A 22,293-nucleotide genomic window follows, 5' to 3' on the forward strand; every position below is an offset into this window, starting at 1 on the left:
CGGTTCACGAAATCGAGCACGTAAGATAGTCAACCAGCTTCACGAAATCGGTGAAGGTTCAATGAGCCTCACACACAGAAATTCGGACAGGCCCGTTCTGCCAATCATCCGCCAAGTCTTCGTAGTCCAGGTAGTCCCTGAGGTGTTCGGGAATCTGGTCTAGCTCGCCAGTGGTTTGCAGCCACTTATGCATCCATTGCCCAGGTGTTTCAGCTACTCCCATGAAGCGCACGGTAGCGGTCCTGAAAGATGCATCTGGGTCAATGTTGATTTGGTACAGCCGCAGCATCGTGCGGTCTTGCAAGGTCATTTTTGGGTTCAAATTTTTCATAAGTGCTCATAAATATTGTTCCTGGCAATCTGGTAAAGGGCTGTGTCTAGGGCAGGGTTTTCCGTCCGGCCAATAGCGCAGGACATGAGTTCACCCGAACGGAACGGGTGCCCTAGAAAAGACCGGATCACGGTTGCGCTTTCACGCAAGTCATGCCCCGGTTAGGCCGCTGTCAGCGACCGTGCTGTATTCGCTTGGTGCAGGCGCCGTACACGATGAAGTGCCGCACGACCCTGCCGAATTCAGGCAGCGTGTGCAAAACACTCATCGTTGGCCCCCGTTTGCAAGGTGGTTTGCACAACTGGCACAGCTGCCGTCGATTGCTGGCTCTGGTTACCCCACACATCCCAGTCGCTGCGTGCATTGCGGGCGAACAGCTCCAAGCGGTTTACAACGGAGGGGTACAGGCGTTCCAGGCGTTCATGCACCAGCGCTGGTTTGGCGCTGTGCTGTGTCACAGGTGCAGCAAACACAGACGACTCGCGAGCATCATTGCCGACAATCGTCAGGCCTTGACCACGTTTGCCGACCAGCAGCAATTCATGGTGTGCCACTGCAACGCCGCCCGCACACGTGAGCTTGCCGCCGTTCTTGTGCCATACCCAGTTGGTCAGATACTCGAAACCCCAGGACTGCATGACGCGCAAGCCTTCTGGAAGCAAGGATGCGGGGCACCACAGGTACAACATGGCGTCCTTCGTCACGCAAGACTGCACGTCCATCGCACAGATGTCATCCGTACTCATGGTGGGGTAATGGTTGTGCGGCAGCATCCGGGACGCAGAGCGGTCGTTGGACATGCCATAGTTCCATGGAGGGTCTGCCAGCAAGAGGGAATATTTCTTCTTGCCCGTGGGCAGTGCCGCATTCTTCTGGCTCAGAAGGGCTTGACGGTTCAGGCGTGCCAGGCGGGATTTCTCGCTCTCTTGTTCCTTGTGTCGTGCAACCAGCTTGGCCGCTTGAACAAGTGCAGGGTCCTTGATGCGTTTGGACCCGGTGACTTCGACATGCGCCTCGTTGAGAGTAGTCTCGCCCGATGCCAGTTGCCGGTTCAGCTCTTTGCCGCCGTCGCAGTACACCTTTACAGCCCGTTGAACCGAATCGCGGCTCACGGCAAACAGGTCAGCCGCTTGGGTTTGAGACAGTGGTGGCTCCGTCGCTGCTGAAAACTTGGCCTGACCTGGTTTGCGAGTGCACAACGCAGCCGCCATCAAAGCCCGTTGTCCTGTGGTCAGGTTTCTGCGGTTGATGTTGCGTGCGAAGGCCATGGATTTGGCCTGCTCGTAGGTCTTGACGCTCAGCGTCTCAACCTTGGGTTCGATGCCCAGTTCTTGGCAGGCTTTGAGGCGATGGCGGCCATCGACCACTTGGCCCCGGAAAAGCAAGATGGGCTCTGATTGTCCGTTGCGTTGAATGCTCTGTTTCAGGGCATTGAACTCGTCCGAGTTCATCGCCGGGAACAACTCGACGCAAGGATCGAGGGGGTACGTCGTGACGGTTTTTGCCGTCGTGGATGGTTTCTGCTTGGAGGCCGCAGAAGGGGCGCTAGGAGTGTGAGACATGTCGCGTTCCGGTTTGAAAAGTCAAAACTTCGGCGCGCACCAAACCCTTGGTGCGTGCGTATGGACGCGGACGAAACGGGGGGAGAAGAATCGTCCGCTTAGCGCGAACGTATGCACTGGATCGAGCGATCCGTGGAGGTGTGATTGAGGGAGTGGGTATCACTGTGCATATGCCTACCAGTCTACGAATTTCAGAACGTTTGTCAAGGGCAGCCAGGCCGCATGAGTGCGGCCCATGACCCTGTCCGAATGTCCGTGGCACAGGATGCCGCACCCCACTTACGCAAACGAGGGTGCACTTGCTAATGTGGTTTCCCTAGCCCCCGGAAATGATTCCGGGATGTCGTCACAACTGTCCAAGAAAGACACCGACAACACCCCAGCGCATGTGATTCACCAGAGTTCGAGCCGACGTGCGCCCAGGTTGCGGCTGGGCACATCGGTGCGAGCCTCGATCAGGAAAAATCACATGCAGCAGAAGAGAAAAGCGCCAGCAGGGGCCAGAACAAAGCAGCCCTACCTAAAACCATCGCCCAAGCCACGGTTGGGCGCAAACGGACAGGTCGAACCCGTGATCGACTACATGGACCATGCCCCTGTGCATCCCCTGTACGTTATGACGGACGGTCTGTTTCGGCCCATCCAACATGGCACCCGAGCTGCCGGAATTCAGGCAGCAAACACCGCGATCCGGGGAGGGGCGTGCAAGACGCTTGTGGACTGCGTCTGGAAGTCCGAGCAGGCCTTGGACATTACCGATCAGATGGTCCTGTACCACCTGTGTCAGTTGGCTGCGACGCCTGGCGAACACAGACATGCGTTTTTCCCAGCACAGCACCCTGAGGATTTCGCCACCGCACTCAGTCATATCAAGTACCAGGCTGTGAAGGCTGAAAAAACGATTGCCAGCAACCTTCCTGATCTCAGTACACCTTCTGTCTTGGTGAGCGTGGAAGTCACGATCCCATCACTTGCGCGGGGCGTAGGAATGACCGCTACGGGGCCGAATACTGAGATTGTGCGCAACAGCGTGCGCAGGTTGCTCCGCACAACGTGTGAGGCATCGCTGTACTACCCAGGCAGCGGCAGCCACTGGGGGACTTGCTCATACACGCTGTTATCAGCGGTGCTCACGGGGGAGGCGCCTGCCCGTGTCTTCGTATTCCTCAACCCTGAACTATCGGCAGGCTGCGTATCTCGAAGCGGTGTGAACTGGATCAACATGCGTGAGCAGCGCTTGTTGCAGTCCAAGCCCGCAAGGCGTCTGCATGCCTGGCTGTCAGCATGGGCGTTCACTGGCGAATTCCGAAAAATCAAGCTGGAAACCCTGCTGCCGCACGTCTGGGGCACCGAGGAATGCACGGCCTCAGCCAAGAAAAGCCGCATCAGGACGTTGAAGGAGGCTGTCCAGGCCATTGCAGGGCTGCCTGGGTGGGTGTGCTGGTTCAATGATGCTGATCGGATGGTGCGTGTGCGCAAACCCCGGTTTGTGGGCAGTCCCGATGAAGACGTTGTAACGCCAACCGCAGACGTTGTGACGGAGACCCCCATCGTTGCGACGGACACCATGGACGTTGTGACGGAACCTGGCGATGTGGCAGAGCCCAATGCTGGCGCGGCTTCCGAGGTGGTTGAAGCCCTGATCTAAGACTCATCCAAGACCTGTTTAAGACAGGTCTATGGTGAGTGGTGAAGACCACTCCGCCGCTGGAACGGCGTCGGGTCATCACCCGGGGTATGGCGAATCGCATGTACTTGGGTAGATCGTCTCACTGGAATAGTGGGAGACGTACGAACCACGGAATGCTGGGGGTTTGAAAGCCTGGCTGCCCGCTATTCGTCAAGGTGCTTTGTACTTGGCCAGTGCTCGCAAGAACTTGACCTGCCGCTCATTCAAAGTCCCGAGTTGGAGAGCCTTCATGTCCCGCAATCGTTTGACGATCAGCGCCAACGAAGGAAGCAGCATTGGTTCCTCAGGGTGTGGCTGACTGCATTGTTAACTCCGTCGGCACTGGGGCATATGCAACGAGTATTGGGCCATCGGAGCAACTCCACTGCTTTCTGTCGAATATGCTCAGCGTAAACATGAGTATCAGCAATCGCAAGACGTAAGATGTTGTGAAGCGTCAAACAGGAGAGGCCTATGACCCACGTTGGCAAAGATGATGAGCAATTGGAGCAATCGCTAATCGACATCGCAGTCGAGAGCTGGCGCTTCTCGCGTTTGTTCGGCAAGGTGGTCGGCAAGCTCGACGCGGGTGAGTCAGGCCGCTACATCAACCAGATCCGCTACTTCCAGAAGAAGGTCGAGGAAAGCCTGGACTGCAACGGTCTGAAGCTAGTAAATGTCGAGGGGCAGCCCTACGACGCGGGGATGGCTGCATCTGCCTTGAACCTGGGGGACTTCGGCCCTGACGATGTGCTGCTCGTTGAGCAGATGCTGGAGCCGATCATCATGGGACCAAAAGGGCTGCGCAAACAAGGCACGGTAATGCTCAGGAAGGTGGAAGCATGAAATACGTCGGTATCGACCTCGGCACAACCAACAGTGCCATCTGCTCGTTCGATGGGGACAAGATTTACCTCTACAAGAGTCCGGAACAGCACGATGTAACGCCTTCGGCCATCTTCATCGACCGGCGCGGCAACAAGTACGTCGGCTCGCGCGCCTACAACAGTGCCGCAAAGAACCCAGACAACGCGGCGGTGCTGTTCAAACGACTCATGGGTACGAGCACGCCCGTGAAGCTGCCTGCGGTCAACCTCACGATGACACCGGAGGAATGTTCCGCCGAGGTGTTGCGCTCACTCTTTGGCTACCTGCCGGAGGAGATTCGCGGCGATGGTGACACCGGCACCGTCATCACGGTTCCGGCTGCCTTCAACCAAATGCAAAAGGACGCCACGATGGCTGCCGCTGATGCAGCCGGGCTCGGGCGGGTTGCGTTGATGCAAGAGCCGGTCGCTGCGGTGATGAGCGTCATGCGCCAACGCAAAAACGACGGCATTTTTCTTGTGTATGACATTGGTGGCGGCACGCTGGATGTTGCCATTGCCGAGAGCATCGGTGGTCGCGTGAACCTACTTGCACACGGCGGTATTGCCATGTGTGGTGGCCGCGATTTCGACCGCATTCTGTTCGACAACGTCGTCAAGCCGTGGCTACTCGACAACTTTGATTTGCCAGAAGATTTGGCGTCCAACCCGCAGTACAAGTCGTTGCGCACCATTGCGACCTGGGCGGCTGAAAAAGCAAAAATTGCGCTGTCGCAAAGCGACGAATCTGTCATCAGTCTTGCCGAGAATGAGCTCGGTGTGCGTGACCAAGCGGGTGAAGAAATTTACCTCGATATTCCGATCAGCCGAACTTTGTACGACAGCTTGATTGCGTCCAAGGTCGAAGAGTCGATTCAGGCCACCCGCGAGAGCATTGAAAAAGCTGGGCTGAGTTCGCACGACGTTGAGCGGATTGTCTTTGTAGGCGGGCCTGCGCAGTACAAAAACCTGCGCGACAAGGTCGCATTCGAGCTCGGCATCGCACCGTCCACCGACGTGAACCCGATGACTGCCGTTGCCGAAGGCGCGGCAGTGTTTGCCGAGTCCATCGATTGGGCTTCGCAGAGTCGTGGGCGCAAGAGTTCCCGTGGCGCACTCAGCGCCGGTGGCGCGCTCGACCTTTCATTCAATTACATCGCACGCACGCCGGAGCACAAGGCCAAGATCGTCGCCAAGTTGTCGCGCGCGCCAGCGGGTATCGAGTTTCAGATCGACAGCCTCGACACGGGTTGGTCGTCAGGCCGCGTTGCGCTGAAGGATGGCGCGAGTGTCGAACTCAGTCTGTCCAAGCCCGGCGACAACCTTTTCAAGGTGTTCGTGTTTGACTCGAACGGGGCTCCTATTGCGCTGGGCGAAGACAAGATCGTCATCGCCCGCACTGCCGCCAGCATTGACGCGATTCCCGCGTCCCACTCCGTTGGTGTGGAAGCCCGCGACAAGGTTGGTGGCCGCTTGGTGCTGGACTATCTCGTGCGTGAAGGCGACCAGTTGCCCAAGAAGGGCAAGAAGTCCTTCAAGGCGGGTGAATCCCTCAAGGCCGGAAGCGCCGGGTCGATCAAGTTCAAGCTATGGGAAGGCGAAATCTCCGATCCGATCAACGACAACCGCTTCATTGGCATGTTCGAGATCAAGGGCACGGACTTCGACGACGGTGTCATCGCCGCAGGCGCGGAGATGATCTGCGAGTTTGAAGTGCTCGACTCCGGCAACATCATCTTGGAGGTTTCGGTTCCCTCCATCAGCGGCTCGTTCCAGAGCGGTCGCAACTTCTACTCCAGCCAGGAAGGCAAACTCGACTACTCCAACCAGGCCAGGAATATTCAGGAGCAGTCGGAGCACACCTTGGAGCGCCTTGAAGAGATGGCATCCAAAGTGGACGACCCGCGTCTGGAGCAGGCCCGCGAGAAACTGGAGCAGGCCAGCTCTATTGAGTCGGGCGAAGCCGATCCGGAAACGGCGAAGCAGGCAATGGACAACGTGCAGGAGGCCAAGCGCCTGCTGGCGCTGACGCGCAAGGAGCACCTGAAGGACATCCGCCAACTCGAACTTGACAGGGCGGTCGATTTCTTTGAAAAGGCCGTGCGCCAGCACGCACGGCCCACCGAGGTCACGTCCTTCGACAACTTGGTCAAGACGGCGCAGCGCGCGCTCGAAAACAACGGCAGCGATTTCGAGTCGCACTTGGATGATCTGCGCAGCCGCAACTTCATGATCTTGTGGCGTCAAGACTGGTTCGTGATCGACCACTTCAAACGACTGGCTCAGGCAAGCTACCTCTTCTCTGACGCCAGAGAGCATGCGCAGCTCGTGGCGGTCGGAACCGAAGCCATCAAGGCCAACGACATCGACAAGTTGCGCGCAGTGGTCGGCCAACTCATCTCGATTCAAGTGGGCTCTGCGGGTGACGACGACATGATGGCCGGTGCCAATATCGTTCGGAGTTGATGCTCATGGCCCTCGACGCATGGCTCCCCATCGGTTTCAAACTGCCAGACGGCGCGAAAGTTCGCACCGCGCTGTTCGAAGGTACGGATTGGCAAATCTACGAGACGATGGGCGGCGGGCGTGCGCTCGTCGTGTTGGGCGCGCTGGCGCAGCATTGGCAGGATGCAGGTCTGGTTGAAGATGGAACGCTCAACGCCGCACAGTTCGGCGACCGCCAGTTGCGGTCAATCTCCAGCGCGCCGAGCCAGACGCTTTGCCCAGTCGGCGAAGGAAAGTCTCCCGACAATAAATCCGAGGCGCTTTCCTTCGCCTTGGCGTTGAAGGCAACGCGCGACATCGACGCGGATTCCCCGTTGCAAGACGCCCTCTACATTGAGAAGATCACGCGACTGCTTCCCACCTACAGCATCAGCTCCAGAATCGGCGACGACGTCGTGCTCGGCTACTGGCTGACCGGCGGCACGAACATTCCGGCCACATCTTTTCGACGGCTGCGGCAGTCCATGAGCTGGCTCGGTGCGGGCCATTTGAAGGATGTCGTGCAAGCTGCGGGCTTCGAGGTCGCCGAAATCATCCCGCTGGCGCGCAAGCCTGCAGCTCCTGACGAAGCAACGGAAGCCGCCCCCGCCGAGAAGGTTGAGCAAGTCAAACTCGCCGAGCCGGAACCCAACAAGGTCTTCGAACTCGCCGGGCGGCCCGAACTGGCTGCTTTCTTGAACGAGCACATCGTCGACATCATCCTGCACCGCGACCGTTACAAGGCGCTCGGCATCGAGTTCCCGTCGGCGGTGATCCTGCACGGCCCTCCGGGTTGCGGCAAGACATTTGCTGTGGACCGGTTGGTGGACTTCCTCGGCTGGCCCAGTTTCCAGATCGACGCCTCCAGTGTCGCCAGCCCCTACATCCACGAGACCAGCAAGAAGGTCGCGCAGGTGTTCGACAAGGCGATGGAGAACGCGCCATCCGTCCTCGTGATCGATGAGATGGAAGCCTTCCTGGCTGACCGTGAGATGGGTTCGGGTCATCACCGCGTCGAGGAAGTAGCCGAGTTCCTGCGCCGCATTCCGGAGGCGGTAAAGAACGACGTGCTGATCATCGCCATGACCAACCGTATCGACATGATCGACCCGGCAATCCAGCGCCGAGGACGTTTCGATCACGTCATCAAGGTGGATTTCGCCAGCGAGGTTGAAGTGCAGTCGCTGCTGGACAAGCTGCTCTCCTCCTTGCCCAAGGAGTCGGACGTGGATTCCAAGCCGCTGGCGAAGGAGCTTGCTGGCAGGCCCTTGTCTGATGTTTCATTTGTGGTGCGCGAAGGCGCAAGGCTCGCGGCGCGATCTGGCAACGAAAAACTGGATCAGGCCAGCCTGTTGGCCGCCCTGCGTGCATCACCGGCGCGCGAGCGCGAGGGTGGCGAAACCAAGCGGCGCATCGGATTCGTTTAAGGGGAGGTGGTAGTGACGGGCGAAGAAGAACAGAAGAAGGGAGAAGGCAAAGGCTTCGCAGGCCTTTCCTCGCTCGTGTCCGACGTGGACACGACGCTGCTCCTCTCCGCCAAAACAGAACCTGCTGCCGCTGCACCGGGTGCCGGACGTCCCGCCCCGCAGTCGCAGCCCGCGCAGCCGCAGCCGCAGCCGCAGCCGAGCCAGCATCAAACGTACCAAGAACCTGCGCAGCCGCCGTCCTCTGGATCGTCTGGCGGCAAGTGGATATTAGGCATCGCCGCCGTCATCGGCCTGCTCTGGCTGATCGGCCAGTCGAACAAGAACACGACTTCTCCGGCACCTGCTTACTCTCCGCCGGCGCAAAGCACCGCTCCGAGCTATACGCCACCACCGCAACCACAAGCACCATCACGCCCGGTTGAGACCAAGCCGCCGGTCGGCCAAGATCTCGTGCTCTCAAGGGAGCAAATTCGGTATTGCTTGGCCGAAGACATCCGCATAGATGGCGCGAAGTCCGCGCTCAACAACTACACCGATGTCGATGTGGATCGCTTCAATGCGATGGTGGCCGACTACAACAGCCGTTGCAGTTCATTTAAATATCAGACTAATAATCGAGGGCGCAATGATTTGAATAGTTCTCAACGAGACATTGAGCCATTCCGGAGTCAGCTTCAATCCGAGGGTAGGAGCAGATTCGATCGTAGTCCATCCACTGGCTCGCTGTCGGTTCCTGAGCCGTCGCGTCCTGCTCCGGATGCGACGGTGCAAGCGATCCAGCGCAAACTCATCGAACTCGGTTACGACGCTGGCACCGCTGATGGTTTGATGGGGCGAGGTACGCGTTCCGCCGTCATTGCCTTCCAGCAGGACAGAGGCTTGGCCGCGACCGGCGAGGCAGATCAAGCGTTGCTGCTTCAGCTACAACGTTCGCCTTCGCGCCCCAACGCCACTTTAACCACACCTTCGGCGTCCTCTTCTCCGGCGGCACTGGCCACTGCGCCAGCACCCCAGCCACCACCCCAATCCAACGGTGTACCAGATTTCTCTAGGGCCAGCGCATCTGAGCAAGCGTCGATTGAGAGTGTTTGTGGTGTTCACAAGCGCGTGAGCGGGCCGGCAGACTACTACCGGTGTCAACAAACTGAGCTGACAAAGTTATCGAACTCTGGAGGCCAGCCTGATCTGTCTCGCGCCAGCGCATCTGAGCAAGCGTCGATTGAGAGTGTTTGTGGTGTTCACAAGCGCGTGAGCGGGCCGGCAGACTACTACCGGTGTCAACAAACTGAGCTGACAAAGTTATCGAACTCTGGAGGCCAACCTGATCTGTCTCGCGCCAGCGCATCTGAGCAAGCGTCGATTGAGAGTGTTTGTGGTGTTCACAAGCGCGTGAGCGGGCCGGCAGACTACTACCGGTGTCAACAAACTGAGCTGACAAAGTTATCGAACTCTGGAGGCCAGCCTGATCTGTCTCGCGCCAGTGCATCTGAGCAAGCGTCGATTGAAAGTGTTTGTGGTGTTCACAAGCGCGTGAGCGGGCCGGCAGACTACTACCGATGTCAACAAACTGAGCTGACAAAGTTATCGAACTCTGGAGGCCAGCCTGATCTGTCTCGCGCCAGCGCATCTGAGCGAGCGTCGATCGAGAGTGTTTGTGGTGTTCACAAGCGCGTGAGCGGGCCGGCAGACTACTACAACTGCCTACGTGGCGAGTTGAACAAGTTGACGTACCGATAGTGGCGAAGACCAGATACTGAAAATGGCAATGGCAATCTGTTTCAAATGTGGTTCCGCGAAATCCGGCGCATTGGTCGCTTGCCGGAGCTGCAATGCTGCCCCGCGCGCGAACAGCGAGTATGCCGTTTCGCTTGCCCTGTCCGATCACCTGTCGACGAAAGATCAACTTGCGCAATACAGCCACGAGTTGCGCAGCGGCAAGCAGTTGTCGGTGCCGCGTGAGGCACTCGTGCAGGCGCTCGATGCGCTGAAAGACCCGCAGCTCCTGGCGATGTTACGCGCCCAATCTTCTCCCTCTTCGCCATCGCCATCCACGAACTTAGCCAATCAAAAATCGGTTGACCCAAGGCTAGTGCCGTTAATGGCGCAAAAAATCAACCAATATCCAATTCTCCTGCAGGACAGTACCCTGCTTCCGCAATTGGATGTGCAGTTCGAAGTTGTATGCGAAGCGATGGCAAAAACTCATTCGCTACAACAGATCGTCGATGAGTGTTTCCGACGGGCATTTCCTCCTGATGGAATTCCAAAAGCCAGACACATCGCACCATTGGTAAGCAGTCAACGCTCAACCACGGCATCGATTCCGAGCAAGTCAACGCATCGCCTAATCACAACCGCACTGCACCAGTCGGCGTTTGCAATCTTGGGCGTGACGACCCGCGACAACCGCAAGCGCATCGTCGAGTCGGCGGAAGAGAAGTCGTTGGAACTGGATCACGACGTTTGCCAGAAGGCGCGCTCCGACCTGACCAACCCGCGCACCCGCTTGAGCGCGGAGATCGGGTGGCTTCCCGGCGTCTCGCCGCGTAAGGCGAGCCAGTTGGTCGAGAACTTGGTTAACGACCCGATGGCGATACGCCAAGAGTCTGGCCTGCCCACGCTCGCGCACCTGAATCTGCTGGCCGCCGCGTTCGAAGCCGTGGATGGCAAGCACGATGCTGACGACTTGGCCGAATTCATCATGGAAGCCGCCTACCTCGCCGAAGATCTGACCCCGGAGGAGGTGTTGCGCGACATCAACGAGGATCGCGCGGTGTCCGGATTCCCGGAAGTGCGTGCGCTTGACCAGATCGAAGCCGAACTGACGGAGCGCAAGCGGTACTACCGTGGTGCCATCAAGGAGGCCATCAACAGGCTGCCGCCGATGACGCTCATCCGAGTGATGACCGAAACCGTGGATGGCGTGACCTCCGGCGGCAAAGATCATGCGCCGGGACTGATCGATGACCTGGTGGACAGCTACGAGATAGAGACGCACGGCATCCTGCAAAAGGAGGCCGAGAACGTCCAGAAGCTCATCAAGGCGGCCAGAGACCATGCTGGCTCAGGCGAAACCGCCGTCGAGCCCTATGTGGACAAGCTCGATGCGGTTGCGCGCAATTGGGACAAGATCGCCCAGCCCATTCAACTGAGTTCGAAAGCGCGTGGCATCGACCACGAAGCAAGCCGCGACTTGGCTTACGAGATTCGCAGTCTCGCCATCGATCTGTTCAACAAGCATGACATGCTCGCCCAGTCGCAGCGATTGACGGGTCTGATTCAGGAGATCTTTGCCGAGGTTCCCGAAATAGCGGATCGGGTCGAGGAGGATGCTGACGCGCTCGCGGACATCTTTCAGCAACGCAAGCAGGCATCAGCGCGCCAGGACGAGTGGGTGCGCGAGATCACGTACCGTGCCGAGATCGGTGTGATGTTCAAGGACACCTTGAGCATCTCGCCTCAGGGCGTGTCATGGAAAGGCCAGAATTTCCCGCTGGATTCGATCACGCGCGTTCGTTGGGGTGGCGTCAGTCATTCCGTCAATGGCATTCCTACCGGGACGACCTACACGATTGCGTTCGGCAACCGGAACTCCGAAGCAGTCGTGGAACTGAAGAAGCAAGACGTCTACAGCACGTTCATTGACAAACTCTGGCGGTCAGTCTGCGTGCGTCTGCTTACTGAGATGCTCGAAGCCTTGAAGGAAGGGCGCGACCTGCATTTCGGCGATGCACGAGTGCACGACGATGGCATCACGCTGGTGAAGCGCAAGTTCCTAGGCTCCAACGAGCAGATTCGCTGCTCTTGGGATCGTGTCCATGTGTGGAGTGCAGATGGTTCGTTCTGCATTGGTGCCAAGGACGATAAGAAGATCAACGCCGGGATTTCCTATATCCACGGCGCGAACACTCACATACTGGAGCAGGCCATCCGCATGGGCTTCAAGAAACCGGGAATGCGCCGCTTGAGCGAACTTTTGCAGTGATTCAACCTAGTATCTAGGGGAGCAGTATTCATGGGATTTCTGTCCAACCTATTCGGTGGCAACAAAGAAGACAAGGCGCTGCGCGAAGCAATGGCGCACATCCACCGCATCCTCGATGACGAAGCGTTTCAACTGGAACTCGTTCATCCGGCGATGAAGGCGATGCTGGAGTCTGCCCCGGCCTACGACAAAGACCCGAAAGGCACCGGCCCATTCGGCTTTACCGAGACCAATCCGATTCCGGTCAACGGGCCCATCGGCCAACTGGCGTATTTGTCCAGACTCGAAACTCAGTCCGGACACCGCATCCTGTTCCACCGCCTCGGAGCCATAGGCACAGTCGACGTGTTCGAGGCCGTGTCATTCAATGGAGCCGAGTGGTTCATCCTGTTCGTCGATCTTTATCACCCACGACGCTCGCGGCTAACGCCGGATGGCTTCCGGTTCACGAAGGAGGCTGCTCAGTTCTCCGGCTTCCACAAGTTCTGCGAAAACTTCCCCTACGACTTCGTCGAAAAGAAATCGTCCGAGCGCGAATCGGGACTGAGCATGGCCTACATTGCCATCAGCAAGGTGTCCGACCAAATTCAGAATCGAGTCTTCAATCGGCCGCTGGCTCACAAGGCCAAGCTCGATCTCGTGAAGAGCCGGTTGTCGAGCTTCCAATCCCAATAGGTGACGCCGATGAAGAAACCGCTTCTCGCGACGCTCGCCGCATTGATGGGCCTCCAGGCCGCACCTGCCCTGGCCGAGAACTACGAGGTGAACCTGACCCGCAAGGGCAGCAACGTTTACAAGATTGACGGCAAGGACATCATCATCCAGACACGCTACTGCTACGTCTACGCCTACTCTGAGGAGGCGATCTTCAAGACGTCAGGCTACGGCGGCGAGGTGATTTTCTTCGACAGCAAGGACAAATGTGACGTGAAGGCGGTCTTTGGCTTGTCGAAGCAGAAGCCGGGGAAATACGTGGTAACGGTCAGCCATGAGGACGACGACTGGTATGAGGTTTTTGGAACCAGCTCGTACATCAAGACATCGAGCTGCCTATCTCTTGCTCTGGGCGAGGAGGCTTACCTGACCATTGCGAATTCCGGGTTCGGAAGACTGCGCTTCAAAGATGGCAACGACTGCATGGTCGAAGGCGTTTACACCAAGCTGCGGCTATGAGAGGGAGATGATGAACCGTGGCTGCTGCTGACGACAAACAAAAGGGAAGCGCCACAGGCTTCTCCGGTCTTTCGACGCTCGTCTCCGATCTCGAAGACAACCGTCCTGCCAGCAAAACTGCGCCGGAAGTCGCCCCGCCGCCGAGCAACCCTCCGCCTCCAGAATCTCCGCCCACACGGGCCGAGGAAGCCCCGGCTGCATCCACCGCACCTCAATCGCCCAACGGAAAGAGCGACAGTTCTTCCGATGTGACCACCGGCAAATGGATGGTCGGCTTCGGGTTGGGAATCGGGCTTCTGCTCATCATCTTCGTCAACTCGACCAAGCACGAGCCCCCCCGTTCGACGACGCCCTCGGTTGCGCAAGCACCTACTACGGCTGTCCCCGCCTATCAACCGCCACCTCCCCCCCCGCCAGTCACGCCGAGGCAGCAGCCCACCCAAGAGGCGGTCATCCGGCGAAGCGCCGCCACGGAATCCGTGAACGTGCTCGGCCAGCAGGTCGTATTCTCGAACCCAAGTGGCTACTGCACACCGGGCAAGTCGGCACGGGAGGTGGAACTGATGGACATGGCACGGCGTTCCCTCGGAGAAGGTTCTCGCCTCGTGCATGCCGCAGTCCTTTGTTCAGAACTGAAGGACTACAGGCAGGGCACGCGGGAAATGCTGGATCACTGGCTGCAAATCCAACTCATCGGGCCGAAGGGAAATTTCCAGCGAATCGAGGTACCGCGCGAGACGTTCCTGTCCGGCCTTTCCAAGTCGAGTCCACGGGTGAATCCTGCCGAACTCAATCGACGGCTGAAGGCGTCGTTCGAGAACAGCGACATCAGCCTGTCCGACATGAAGTTTGAGCCGATAGGGCGGGACGGCAACGCGGTCTATTTTTCCATGCGAATGAACATGAGCATTGGGGAAACCAGCCGACCGATTTCCGGGATCAGCGGGATCACCCTTCTGAACTCCCTTCCTCTGTCGATCAACGTCTATGAAGGCACCGGCTCGCCGCAGAGCCGTGGCCAGTTGCAGGCCGTCCAGCAGGAGTTGCTGAACAGCCTCCTCACCGAGAACTGACGATGAAAACTGTTGCCGCCGACCGAAAACTGACAGTCTGAAAGGTCTGATGCCGATCCAAAATTGACAGGGGTGTTCAACTGCCCTGCTGAATTTTTCAGCAGGGATGTAAGAGGTGATCACCATGGACATGATTGGCAAGGTCAGGCGCATGAAGTGGCGCGACCAACTCTCTGACGGAGAGATTTGCAGAAGAACGGGACTGGCCAGAAACACGGTCAAGAAGTGGCTCAGGGCCCCCGGCGACATAACCCCGAAGTACGAGCGCAAGAAGGCTGATGGAAAGCTCACGCCATTTGTGGCGGTGTTGGAGCAGGCCCTGCGCACGGATGCGCACCGGGCCAAGAACGCAAGGCGCAGTGGCAAGGCGCTGTTTGCGCAGATTCAGGCCCAGGGATACCGGGGTGGCTATAGCGCCGTGACGGACTTCATCCGTGCATGGCGGGTGGAGAGCGCCAAGGATCCCGCCAGGGCCTTTGTACCGCTGAGTTTCGAGTTGGGCGAGGCCTTCCAGTTCGACTGGAGCGAGGAAGGTCTGCTGGTTGGTGGGGTGTTCTACAAACTGCAAGTGGCCCATCTGAAGCTCTGCGCCAGTCGTGCCTTCTGGCTGGTTGCCTACCCTGGGCAAGGCCATGAGATGCTGTTCGATGCCCATACCCGCGCCTTCCAGGCATTGGGAGGCGTTGCCAGGCGCGGCATCTACGACAACATGAAGACGGCGGTGGACAAGGTCAAGAAAGGCAAGGGGCGCATCGTCAACGCACGCTTCTCGGCCATGTGCAGCCACTACCTGTTTGATCCGGACTTCTGCAACGTCGCCTCGGGCTGGGAGAAAGGTGTGGTGGAGAAGAACGTGCAGGACAGCCGCAGGAGGATCTGGATCGAAGCTGCCAGCAGGCGCTTTGGATCGTTTACCGAACTCAATGCTTGGCTGGGGGAGCGATGTCGTTCGGTGTGGGCGGACACCGTGCATCCGATCCACAAGCAGTTCACGGTGGCAGAGATGCTGGAGTTGGAGCGCCCCCACCTCATGTCCGTGCCTGTGCTGTTTGATGGGTATGTGGAGAAGCCCGCGCGGGTAAGCAGCACTTGTCTGGTAGCGGTGGCGCGCAACCGCTACTCCGTTCCTTGCGAATGGGCGGGGCACCTGGTCAGCACGCGTCTGTACCCCAATCGGGTGGACATTGCCTGCGCGCAAACCATCATCGCCAGCCACGCCCGCACACCTGGCAGCGGCCAAGTCACCTATGACTGGCAGCACTACATTGAACTGGTGCAGCGCAAGCCCGGTGCACTGCGCAACGGTGCACCGTTCCTGGACTTGCCTGAGCCCTTGCAGCGCTTGCGCAAATCCCTTCTGAGGTACCCAGGCGGTGACCGCACCATGGCACAGGTGCTGGCCAGCGTTCCGCAGGCGGGCTTGGACGCAGTACTGGTGGCGGTTGATCTTGTCCTTGAAGGTGCCACGCCCAATGGAAGTGTCAGTGCTGAGCATGTGCGCAATGTGCTGGCCAGGCTGAACGCGCCACCCAGGCCGGAGCATGCCAAAACCACCTTGCAACTGACCAACCTCCCGCTGGCAGATACCGCGCGCTACGACCGTTTGCGCCCCACCCACAACGATAACCAAGGGGTCATTCATGTCTGAATCCAAACGCGATGTGCAAAGCGAACTCAAGGCCCTGCGCTTGAATGGCATGGCCAGTGCCTGGGCTGACCTTATGGAGCAGGATGGCGGCTCCACGATTCAGAGCTCGCGTTGGCTGATCGAGCATTTGCTTCAAGCGGAGGAAGTGGATCGTCATATGCGCTCGATTGCCCACCAGATGAAAGCAGCACGCTTCCCGATTCACCGGGATCTTGCTGGCTTCGACTTCGAGGTCTCACCCGTGGACAAGGTGCTGATCAAGAGGTTGGCGGACCTGAGCTTCACCGACGATGCCCAGAACGTTGTCCTGATTGGTGGTCCTGGTACCGGCAAAACCCACTTGGCAACGGCGCTGGGAATCAATGGGCTGACGCACCATTCCAAACGTGTCCGGTTCTACTCGACGGTGGATCTGGTCAATGCGTTGGAGCAGGAGAAGGCCAAGGGAAATCCGGGACGCATAGCCATGAGCTTGATGCGCATGGACCTGGTAATTCTGGATTCATGTTGAGTGGTTGGTTATGTGGAGTCCGCGGCCGGCCGCAGAGGATCAGGCATATTTTTGAACTCCACATAACAGTCAGAGCCGGCGAAGCCAGTCCACCAAGTTGACGCCGCCGAGCGCCAAGTCGCCGGCCTTCGGCGGGGCCAGAGCGTCTGGGAACACTTGCAGCAGCGCCTGGCGCTTGAGATCCAAGTCGGCGCGCGCATACACCATCGTGGTGTTCAGGCTCGCGTGCCCGAGCCACTGGCTGATGCTGGCGAAGTCGACGCCAGCCTTGAGCAAATGGATCGCGGTGGTGTGGCGGATCGAGTGCGGATGAATCGACTTGTTCGCCAGCGTTGAGGACTTGGATGCTGCATTGGCTAGGTGGCGCTGTAGGAGGTAGCGAACGCCGAACCGCGTGAGCGGTTGACCGCGTTGGTTGACGAAAAGCGGCAGATCGTCAGCAGCCCCCTCGCATGCCATACACAACGGACGTAAAAGGCCTGCGGTGGTCGCCCAGATGGGGCATATCCGGATCTTGTTGCCCTTGCCGGTCAGGCGAACCTGCGCTGGCGAATCAAGACGTACATCACGCGGCCTCAGATTGAGGATCTCCTGAACGCGCGCACCGGTATTGAACATCAGCGCGAACAGCGCATAGTCGCGCCGTCCACGATCATCCGATCGATCTATCACGTCGAGCAGGTCGCGAACTTCGCCATGCTCCAGATACTCAATCGGCGCGTTCTTCGCGCCGCGCTTGAAGGGAACGGCCAACAAAGCCTGCAGTGTGGCCATGTGCTGCGGATGCTCGGTGGCGAGGAATCGTGCCAGGGTATGCAGGGCGGCGAGCCGGGCATTACGCGTGGCGATGCCGTTGCCACGTTGTTCCTCCAGGCTGGACAAGAACTGAGTGACGCGCTCGGGGCGGAGATCGTCGATCTCCAGACGTTCGACGCCGCGTCCGGCGTCCCGCGAGACGAACCTCAAGAAGAGCACGATGGCATCCCGATAGCTTCGGATCGTATGGGAGCTCATCCCTCGCTGGTTGGGCAGGTAGTCCTGGAAGAAGCGCACGAGCGCGCGCCCGAGGTTGTTCTGGTGGACGGCTGCCATCACGCCACCCCGCCCGAAACCAAGTTGCCGAAGGACGCCTCGAAGCGATCGCTGGCCGCCTGCGCCAGCTCGGGTATCCAACGCAGGTAGTACGCCGTAGATACGATCGAGACGTGGCCCATGTACATCGCGAGCTTGGGCAGGTTGGACTGCACGTCAGCACCCTGGCGGTACCAGCGCAACAAACACTGGACCGCGAAGCTGTGGCGGAAGTCATGCACACGAGGTCGCCGCCCGTCCCACCCTCGGACGTTCGCCGACTCGACCAATTCCTGCAGACCCGTGCTCAGGCCGGTCCCGGTGTAGCCGTAGCAATGCCGTGTACCGTGGCACAACAAGGGCTGCGTCGACGCTGAAACGCCCCATTGATGTTGGCGACGTCGGAGGTACGCGCGCAGCTCTGCCCCCGCATCCTTAGAGAGCGGCACCCACCGGGACTTGTGGAACTTGGACTCCCGAACCCGCAGCACCGCGTCCCGTTCGTTGACGTCGCCGAGTTGAAGGCGAAGTAGCTCACCGCGACGCAGTCCTGCTGTGTACAAAAGCACTATGGCCAGCCGCAACACGTCCGGTCGCAACGCCGAGTCTGGGGTCGGCCTGACCGCCTGCGCTGCGGCCAGCATGCGGGCGACCGCCGCCGGGGCGATGATGACGGGCGCCTTGTGAGGATGCGGCTTCGGGAACCGGTTCGGATCGGGAACAAAGCAGGATGGCTCGCTGCGCTGGCGATAAAGGCACCAGTTGCGAGCGATCCGCTGCCGGTTGCGGCGCACATTGCCGGTCAGGCCTTCATGGGATGCGCACCAGCGCTCGAACGAGTGGAGAGTCACATCGCGTTCGCTGGTTGCGCAGATAAAGTCACGCAGCGAATGCAGGATGTCTTCTTCGGCGACGTAGGCCCGCCCTAGTGCCCTCTGGCGTTCCAGATAGTCGGCGATGCTGCGATCAATCGCAGTGCTTAATGTTGTTGACGACATGGCTACCCCCTACACTTCTTGAGCCTGTGGAACAGGCAACGCCACATCACGCAGCGCGTCCAACTGCAGGCGAAGGTAGGCACAGGTGCTCTCCAGGCCGCGATGACCGAGCACATCGCCAATGGCCTTGATGCCGACACCTCGATGAAGCAGACGCATCGCGAAGCTGTGACGCAAGCAGTACGCCGAGGTTCCCTGCAACGCAAGCCCACTGCGCGCGGCACGAGTCTGGTAAAGCTTGCACACGGCGGTGTGCTTGATTGCGCCTGAGGGACCGCGGGCCCGCAGGAACAACTCCGGCCGGGTGCTGCCAGTTCTGCCGGCATTCAGGTAGCGCTTGATGACGCGTAGGGTCTGATCGGCCAGCGGCAGCAGCAGGACCGATCGGGTCTTGCGCTGATCGACACGCAGGGTCTTGGCCTGCCAGTCGATGGAGTCCAGCCGAAGTGAGGCGACCTCGCATGGTCGCAAACCATAATGCGCCAACAAATACAGGATCGTGTAGTCGCGCCAGCCCGTCGCCTGCTTGCGGTCGATCGATTGCAGCAGCGCCTGCACGGTCGCCCACGGGATCGCTCTTGGCGGCAGCTCGCCGCGATACACGCGCGGCGAGTCGATAGCATCCAGGCGTAGGGCCATCAGACCCTGCACGTGACAGAACCGAAGAAACGAGCGCAGGCGAGCGACCCAATGCTGCAGGCTCTGGCGGCTGATGCGCTTGCCGGTTGCGACCACGTGGCGCTCGATCTGCTCTCGCGTAAGAGCGCTGATATCCAAGCCGGCTGGCAGGGTCTCTTGGAGGAAGGCTGCAACCGTCGAGACGTGTTGCACCACCGTTGAGTGGCTCAACCCGCGAACGTCATATAGAAAGTCACGATAGGCATCGAGAAGCTTGGCATGCGGCCGTACGTCGGGCTCCGACTGCCACCTGCCTTGATCTGCCAGACATCGCGCGAACGCACGCCGTGTGGCGGCGAACAGTATCCCGCCCGGTGCAGCAGCAAAGAGCTGATCCAAGTCCGCGCTGCCCAGCATTGAAGCAAAAGGTTCGTCGCCCAGTTCTAGAACCTGTCGCAGCCTGCGGACATGGTCCTGGACCACATCCCGACTGTAGCCAGTGTCGACCAACCATCGTGCGAACAATTCGAGCTGATCGCCAAACGGCGAGGCGACGTAACGCTGGTGGTACTTCGGGAAGAGTTGCTCAAGCATGGTGACCTCCGTGGCCGTCAAAAGGGACGGTCAAGGTAGCCCAATGCCACGGTTATGTTGAGTCCATCGTCGCCATTGATGCAGTGCGACAGGCGTCGTGTCCTGCAGCTCCACATAACCAACCACTCAACATGAATCAAGTAATGTCGAGCGCAACATTACTGGACGAACTTGGATACCTGCCATTCAGTCAGGCTGGGGGAGCATTATTGTTCCACCTGCTGTCCAAGCTGTATGAGCACACCAGCGTTCTGATCACTACCAACCTGACGTTCGCGGAGTGGTCTGCTGTCTTTGGTGATGCCAAGATGACCACGGCATTGCTGGACCGGCTCACCCATCACTGTCACATCGTTGAAACCGGCAATGAGTCCTACCGCTTCCGCCACAGCTCCAAGGAGGCGAAGGGAAAGATCAAAGCCAGGGAGCTGAACAGAAAGACCGAGACAAGTCTGGAGGTGCAAACCCAGTAGGAGGCTATAGTTATCCACAGCCAGCCTAACCAACGCTGGCTACACGCCCCCTATCAAAGTTGGATCGGCACACACTGTCAAGATTCAATCGGCGCCAACAGATGAAAACAGCAAGAACGACATTTTTTGCCCTGTGCTTCTGCTTTCTGGCTGCGGTCGCCCTGCCGGTCGCCGCGCAGACGGCGGGATACACCAAACTCAACGTCAAGGGGCGTGTCCAGCTTGAGGTTCCCGGCGACTGGACGATCAGCGATGCGGAGCAGCGCAGGCGGGTCAAGGAGTGGGGTGAAAAGGTGACAGGTATTCCTACTCAGCACATAGCGTCGCTTTCAGTGCAGTCCTATCCAGCGCCCTCGCGCATGTTTGTCCGGGTGTCCTTCATCCCGATGGAGCCACCAATCACGCAGGCAGATGTTCGGCAAGAGGTTCAGGCCGACAAGCAGCAGGTGTTGAAGGACTTGGCAGACGGTTGGCGCGAGGAGGCCCCGACGATGTGGGGCGGATTGGCGAAACACGGCGTGAAGGAAGTTGGGCGTCCACGTTTTGCTGTCGAATCCATTGGCGGTCAGACCGCTTTGATCATCAGCTACGGACGCACCTCCACGGCCAATCCAGCGGAAACCATGAGGGTGACTCAATACCATGTGCTGCTGGGCGCGGAAAAAGCCCTGATCACGCTTTCGTACATCGAGGGCGATCCGCAAGCGACAGCAGCGCACAACCGGTTGAAAAGCAGCATCGTTATCCGATAACAAGAAAAGGAACAGCCAGTGGCATATGAAGATCCCAACGCCCCGTCGCCAGCATCCGGCGACGTCGCCACCAAGCCAGCCGCGCCGGTCGATCAAAGCAAGAAATTTCTTGGCGGGCAACATCATCCGTGGCGGCGATTGTTCGCGCGCACGGTCGACATCTGCACGGCAGGTCTCGTGCTGTTCATGCTCTTGATATTTGCCTTTAGCGCGACGATGCCCGAACAGGCAGCGGGTTTCGCAAAGGCCATTGAGAATCCGATCATTGCCAGTGTCGTGCTGTATCTGATTTGGCTGCCTGCCGAGGCATTGCTGCTCTCGTTGTTCGGAACCACCCCGGCGAAGTGGCTGTTTGGCATCCGGGTTGCACATCCTGGCGGCAACCTGCTGTCCTTCGCAGCAGCGCTGAACCGCTCATTTTTGGTCTTTGTTCAGGGCGTGGGGTTCGGCATTCCATTCGTCGCGCTGTTCACGCAACTGTTCGCGTATCGGCGGCTCACGAAAACCGGCACGACGCTGTGGGACACATCCACCACCGCAGTGGTGATCCACAAAAAGTGGGGAATGTTTCGCGCCCTTGCTTGTACCGCCGCCGTTTTCTTTGTGCTGATCTTGATGAGTGCCTTGAACGCGGCAGGGAAGTAACAACCACCAAAGGAGGAGCCAATGGCATACGAAGATCCGAACGCGCCGTCGCAGCCGCAGACGCCCGCGACTGCCGCGCCCATAGCAGCACCAGCGGCAACGCCCGAAAAGAAGTCCGGCTCATGGGACTGGCTGTGGCCGTCCATTGTTGCGGTCATCATCGTCAAACTTTTCGGCCTCGTCGGCGGGCTGGTCACCCTTGGCTGCTACTACTGGCTCAAGCCCAAGCTGGGAACATGGGGTGCGGTTGCCGCATCCGGCGTTATCGGAGCGGTGGCCGCCATCGGCCTCTTGGCAATGATTCGTAGCTGATGCGATCTAAGGCAATGCTGATTAAGGTCCACCGGTGTTGCCTCTCAAACGTTATCCGCCCATGAAGCAGCAGACCCTGGCCATGGCCGCAGATCAAGACA

Annotated in this window: 19 protein-coding genes and 2 pseudogenes; 15 read left to right on the forward strand and 6 right to left on the reverse strand. The window is 59.0% G+C overall.

What is annotated here, in order from left to right; genetic code table 11:
* Window positions 1-58: 58 nt before the first annotated feature.
* On the reverse strand, window positions 59-331 hold the full coding sequence (locus tag BLW02_RS17950) for an antirestriction protein ArdA (RefSeq protein ID WP_139285408.1): 273 nt from the start codon (window positions 329-331) through the stop codon (window positions 59-61).
* A gap of 242 nt (window positions 332-573) precedes the next feature.
* Window positions 574-1,893, reverse strand: a complete 1,320-nt coding sequence (locus BLW02_RS17955; RefSeq protein ID WP_092701167.1) for a Spo0J and IME4 domain-containing protein — start codon at window positions 1,891-1,893, stop codon at window positions 574-576.
* 469 nt (window positions 1,894-2,362) lie between these two features.
* Here BLW02_RS17955 and repC point away from each other — a divergent pair, with 469 nt between their 5' ends.
* On the forward strand, window positions 2,363-3,541 hold the full coding sequence (gene repC, locus BLW02_RS17960; protein WP_159433800.1) for a replication protein C, IncQ-type: 1,179 nt from the start codon (window positions 2,363-2,365) through the stop codon (window positions 3,539-3,541).
* Window positions 3,542-3,733: 192 nt separating this feature from the next.
* Here the strand turns inward: repC and BLW02_RS20340 are convergent, their stop codons facing one another.
* Window positions 3,734-3,859 carry a hypothetical protein gene (locus BLW02_RS20340; RefSeq protein ID WP_280140388.1) on the reverse strand — a complete coding sequence of 42 codons (126 nt, stop codon included), beginning with the start codon at window positions 3,857-3,859 and terminating at the stop codon, window positions 3,734-3,736.
* 177 nt (window positions 3,860-4,036) lie between these two features.
* On the opposite strand from BLW02_RS20340, the gene BLW02_RS17965 reads away from it, so the two are divergent.
* From BLW02_RS17965 to BLW02_RS18010, 10 genes and pseudogenes are all read left to right on the forward strand, one after another.
* Window positions 4,037-4,408 (forward strand): hypothetical protein, encoded by a 372-nt coding sequence (locus BLW02_RS17965; RefSeq protein WP_092701174.1) that lies wholly within the window; start codon window positions 4,037-4,039, stop codon window positions 4,406-4,408.
* Window positions 4,405-6,894: an Hsp70 family protein gene (locus tag BLW02_RS17970; RefSeq protein WP_092701177.1), complete on the forward strand. Its 2,490-nt coding sequence runs from the start codon at window positions 4,405-4,407 to the stop codon at window positions 6,892-6,894. The genes BLW02_RS17965 and BLW02_RS17970 overlap by 4 nt, the downstream gene beginning before the upstream one ends.
* Window positions 6,895-6,899: 5 nt before the next feature.
* On the forward strand, window positions 6,900-8,339 hold the full coding sequence (locus tag BLW02_RS17975) for an ATP-binding protein (protein ID WP_092701207.1): 1,440 nt from the start codon (window positions 6,900-6,902) through the stop codon (window positions 8,337-8,339).
* A gap of 12 nt (window positions 8,340-8,351) precedes the next feature.
* Window positions 8,352-10,076 carry a peptidoglycan-binding domain-containing protein gene (locus tag BLW02_RS17980; protein ID WP_139285409.1) on the forward strand — a complete coding sequence of 575 codons (1,725 nt, stop codon included), beginning with the start codon at window positions 8,352-8,354 and terminating at the stop codon, window positions 10,074-10,076.
* 22 nt (window positions 10,077-10,098) lie between these two features.
* On the forward strand, window positions 10,099-12,324 hold the full coding sequence (locus BLW02_RS17985) for a hypothetical protein (protein ID WP_244273754.1): 2,226 nt from the start codon (window positions 10,099-10,101) through the stop codon (window positions 12,322-12,324).
* A gap of 30 nt (window positions 12,325-12,354) precedes the next feature.
* Window positions 12,355-12,999: a hypothetical protein gene (locus BLW02_RS17990; protein WP_092701183.1), complete on the forward strand. Its 645-nt coding sequence runs from the start codon at window positions 12,355-12,357 to the stop codon at window positions 12,997-12,999.
* Window positions 13,000-13,008: 9 nt separating this feature from the next.
* Entirely contained in the window at window positions 13,009-13,497 is a 489-nt protein-coding gene (locus BLW02_RS17995) for a hypothetical protein (RefSeq protein WP_092701186.1), read from the forward strand.
* 17 nt (window positions 13,498-13,514) lie between these two features.
* Window positions 13,515-14,570, forward strand: a complete 1,056-nt coding sequence (locus BLW02_RS18000; RefSeq protein ID WP_139285410.1) for a hypothetical protein — start codon at window positions 13,515-13,517, stop codon at window positions 14,568-14,570.
* 124 nt (window positions 14,571-14,694) lie between these two features.
* The gene (gene istA / locus BLW02_RS18005) at window positions 14,695-16,218 is read left to right on the forward strand and encodes an IS21 family transposase (protein WP_092701213.1); all 1,524 of its coding nucleotides are present in this window, start codon (window positions 14,695-14,697) and stop codon (window positions 16,216-16,218) included.
* A pseudogene (locus tag BLW02_RS18010) lies at window positions 16,211-16,720 on the forward strand (ATP-binding protein); the annotation flags it as partial. The gene istA and the pseudogene BLW02_RS18010, both read left to right, overlap by 8 nt.
* 78 nt (window positions 16,721-16,798) lie before the next feature.
* Here BLW02_RS18010 and BLW02_RS18015 read toward each other — a convergent pair.
* Genes BLW02_RS18015 through BLW02_RS18025 form a run of 3 tightly spaced genes read right to left on the reverse strand, consistent with a single transcriptional unit; the run spans window position 16,799 to window position 20,010 of the window.
* A complete protein-coding gene (locus tag BLW02_RS18015) occupies window positions 16,799-17,821 on the reverse strand; it encodes a tyrosine-type recombinase/integrase (protein ID WP_092701192.1) in 1,023 nt (340 codons plus the stop codon).
* Window positions 17,821-18,798 (reverse strand): tyrosine-type recombinase/integrase, encoded by a 978-nt coding sequence (locus BLW02_RS18020; RefSeq protein ID WP_092701195.1) that lies wholly within the window; start codon window positions 18,796-18,798, stop codon window positions 17,821-17,823. The genes BLW02_RS18015 and BLW02_RS18020 overlap by 1 nt, the downstream gene beginning before the upstream one ends.
* A 9-nt stretch (window positions 18,799-18,807) precedes the next feature.
* Window positions 18,808-20,010, reverse strand: coding sequence for a tyrosine-type recombinase/integrase (locus BLW02_RS18025; protein ID WP_092701216.1), 1,203 nt, complete (start codon window positions 20,008-20,010; stop codon window positions 18,808-18,810).
* A gap of 158 nt (window positions 20,011-20,168) precedes the next feature.
* On the opposite strand from BLW02_RS18025, the pseudogene BLW02_RS18030 reads away from it, so the two are divergent.
* The 4 genes and pseudogenes from BLW02_RS18030 to BLW02_RS18045 form a co-directional block, all read left to right on the forward strand.
* Window positions 20,169-20,483, forward strand: a pseudogene (locus tag BLW02_RS18030) (ATP-binding protein); the annotation flags it as partial.
* A 101-nt stretch (window positions 20,484-20,584) separates the two neighbouring features.
* Window positions 20,585-21,235, forward strand: a complete 651-nt coding sequence (locus tag BLW02_RS18035) for a hypothetical protein (RefSeq protein ID WP_092701198.1) — start codon at window positions 20,585-20,587, stop codon at window positions 21,233-21,235.
* A gap of 18 nt (window positions 21,236-21,253) precedes the next feature.
* Entirely contained in the window at window positions 21,254-21,880 is a 627-nt protein-coding gene (locus BLW02_RS18040) for an RDD family protein (RefSeq protein ID WP_092701201.1), read from the forward strand.
* Window positions 21,881-21,901: 21 nt separating this feature from the next.
* Window positions 21,902-22,192 (forward strand): hypothetical protein, encoded by a 291-nt coding sequence (locus BLW02_RS18045; protein ID WP_092701204.1) that lies wholly within the window; start codon window positions 21,902-21,904, stop codon window positions 22,190-22,192.
* The last annotated feature ends 101 nt before the right edge of the window (window positions 22,193-22,293 follow it).

The organism is Acidovorax soli (assembly GCF_900107605.1).
Taxonomy (GTDB): Bacteria; Pseudomonadota; Gammaproteobacteria; order Burkholderiales; family Burkholderiaceae_C; genus Acidovorax; species Acidovorax soli.

What these genes read in the sequence shown, in the direction of transcription:
- BLW02_RS17950 (WP_139285408.1), bottom strand. Translation starts at nt 331, where the DNA reads ATGAAAAATTTGAACCCAAAAATGACCTTGCAAGACCGCACGATGCTG.
- BLW02_RS17955 (WP_092701167.1), bottom strand. Translation starts at nt 1,893, where the DNA reads ATGTCTCACACTCCTAGCGCCCCTTCTGCGGCCTCCAAGCAGAAACCA.
- repC (WP_159433800.1), top strand. Translation starts at nt 2,363, where the DNA reads ATGCAGCAGAAGAGAAAAGCGCCAGCAGGGGCCAGAACAAAGCAGCCC.
- BLW02_RS20340 (WP_280140388.1), bottom strand. Translation starts at nt 3,859, where the DNA reads ATGCTGCTTCCTTCGTTGGCGCTGATCGTCAAACGATTGCGGGACATG.
- BLW02_RS17965 (WP_092701174.1), top strand. Translation starts at nt 4,037, where the DNA reads ATGACCCACGTTGGCAAAGATGATGAGCAATTGGAGCAATCGCTAATC.
- BLW02_RS17970 (WP_092701177.1), top strand. Translation starts at nt 4,405, where the DNA reads ATGAAATACGTCGGTATCGACCTCGGCACAACCAACAGTGCCATCTGC.
- BLW02_RS17975 (WP_092701207.1), top strand. Translation starts at nt 6,900, where the DNA reads ATGGCCCTCGACGCATGGCTCCCCATCGGTTTCAAACTGCCAGACGGC.
- BLW02_RS17985 (WP_244273754.1), top strand. Translation starts at nt 10,099, where the DNA reads ATGGCAATGGCAATCTGTTTCAAATGTGGTTCCGCGAAATCCGGCGCA.
- BLW02_RS17990 (WP_092701183.1), top strand. Translation starts at nt 12,355, where the DNA reads ATGGGATTTCTGTCCAACCTATTCGGTGGCAACAAAGAAGACAAGGCG.
- BLW02_RS17995 (WP_092701186.1), top strand. Translation starts at nt 13,009, where the DNA reads ATGAAGAAACCGCTTCTCGCGACGCTCGCCGCATTGATGGGCCTCCAG.
- istA (WP_092701213.1), top strand. Translation starts at nt 14,695, where the DNA reads ATGGACATGATTGGCAAGGTCAGGCGCATGAAGTGGCGCGACCAACTC.
- BLW02_RS18015 (WP_092701192.1), bottom strand. Translation starts at nt 17,821, where the DNA reads ATGGCAGCCGTCCACCAGAACAACCTCGGGCGCGCGCTCGTGCGCTTC.
- BLW02_RS18020 (WP_092701195.1), bottom strand. Translation starts at nt 18,798, where the DNA reads ATGTCGTCAACAACATTAAGCACTGCGATTGATCGCAGCATCGCCGAC.
- BLW02_RS18025 (WP_092701216.1), bottom strand. Translation starts at nt 20,010, where the DNA reads ATGCTTGAGCAACTCTTCCCGAAGTACCACCAGCGTTACGTCGCCTCG.
- BLW02_RS18035 (WP_092701198.1), top strand. Translation starts at nt 20,585, where the DNA reads ATGAAAACAGCAAGAACGACATTTTTTGCCCTGTGCTTCTGCTTTCTG.
- BLW02_RS18045 (WP_092701204.1), top strand. Translation starts at nt 21,902, where the DNA reads ATGGCATACGAAGATCCGAACGCGCCGTCGCAGCCGCAGACGCCCGCG.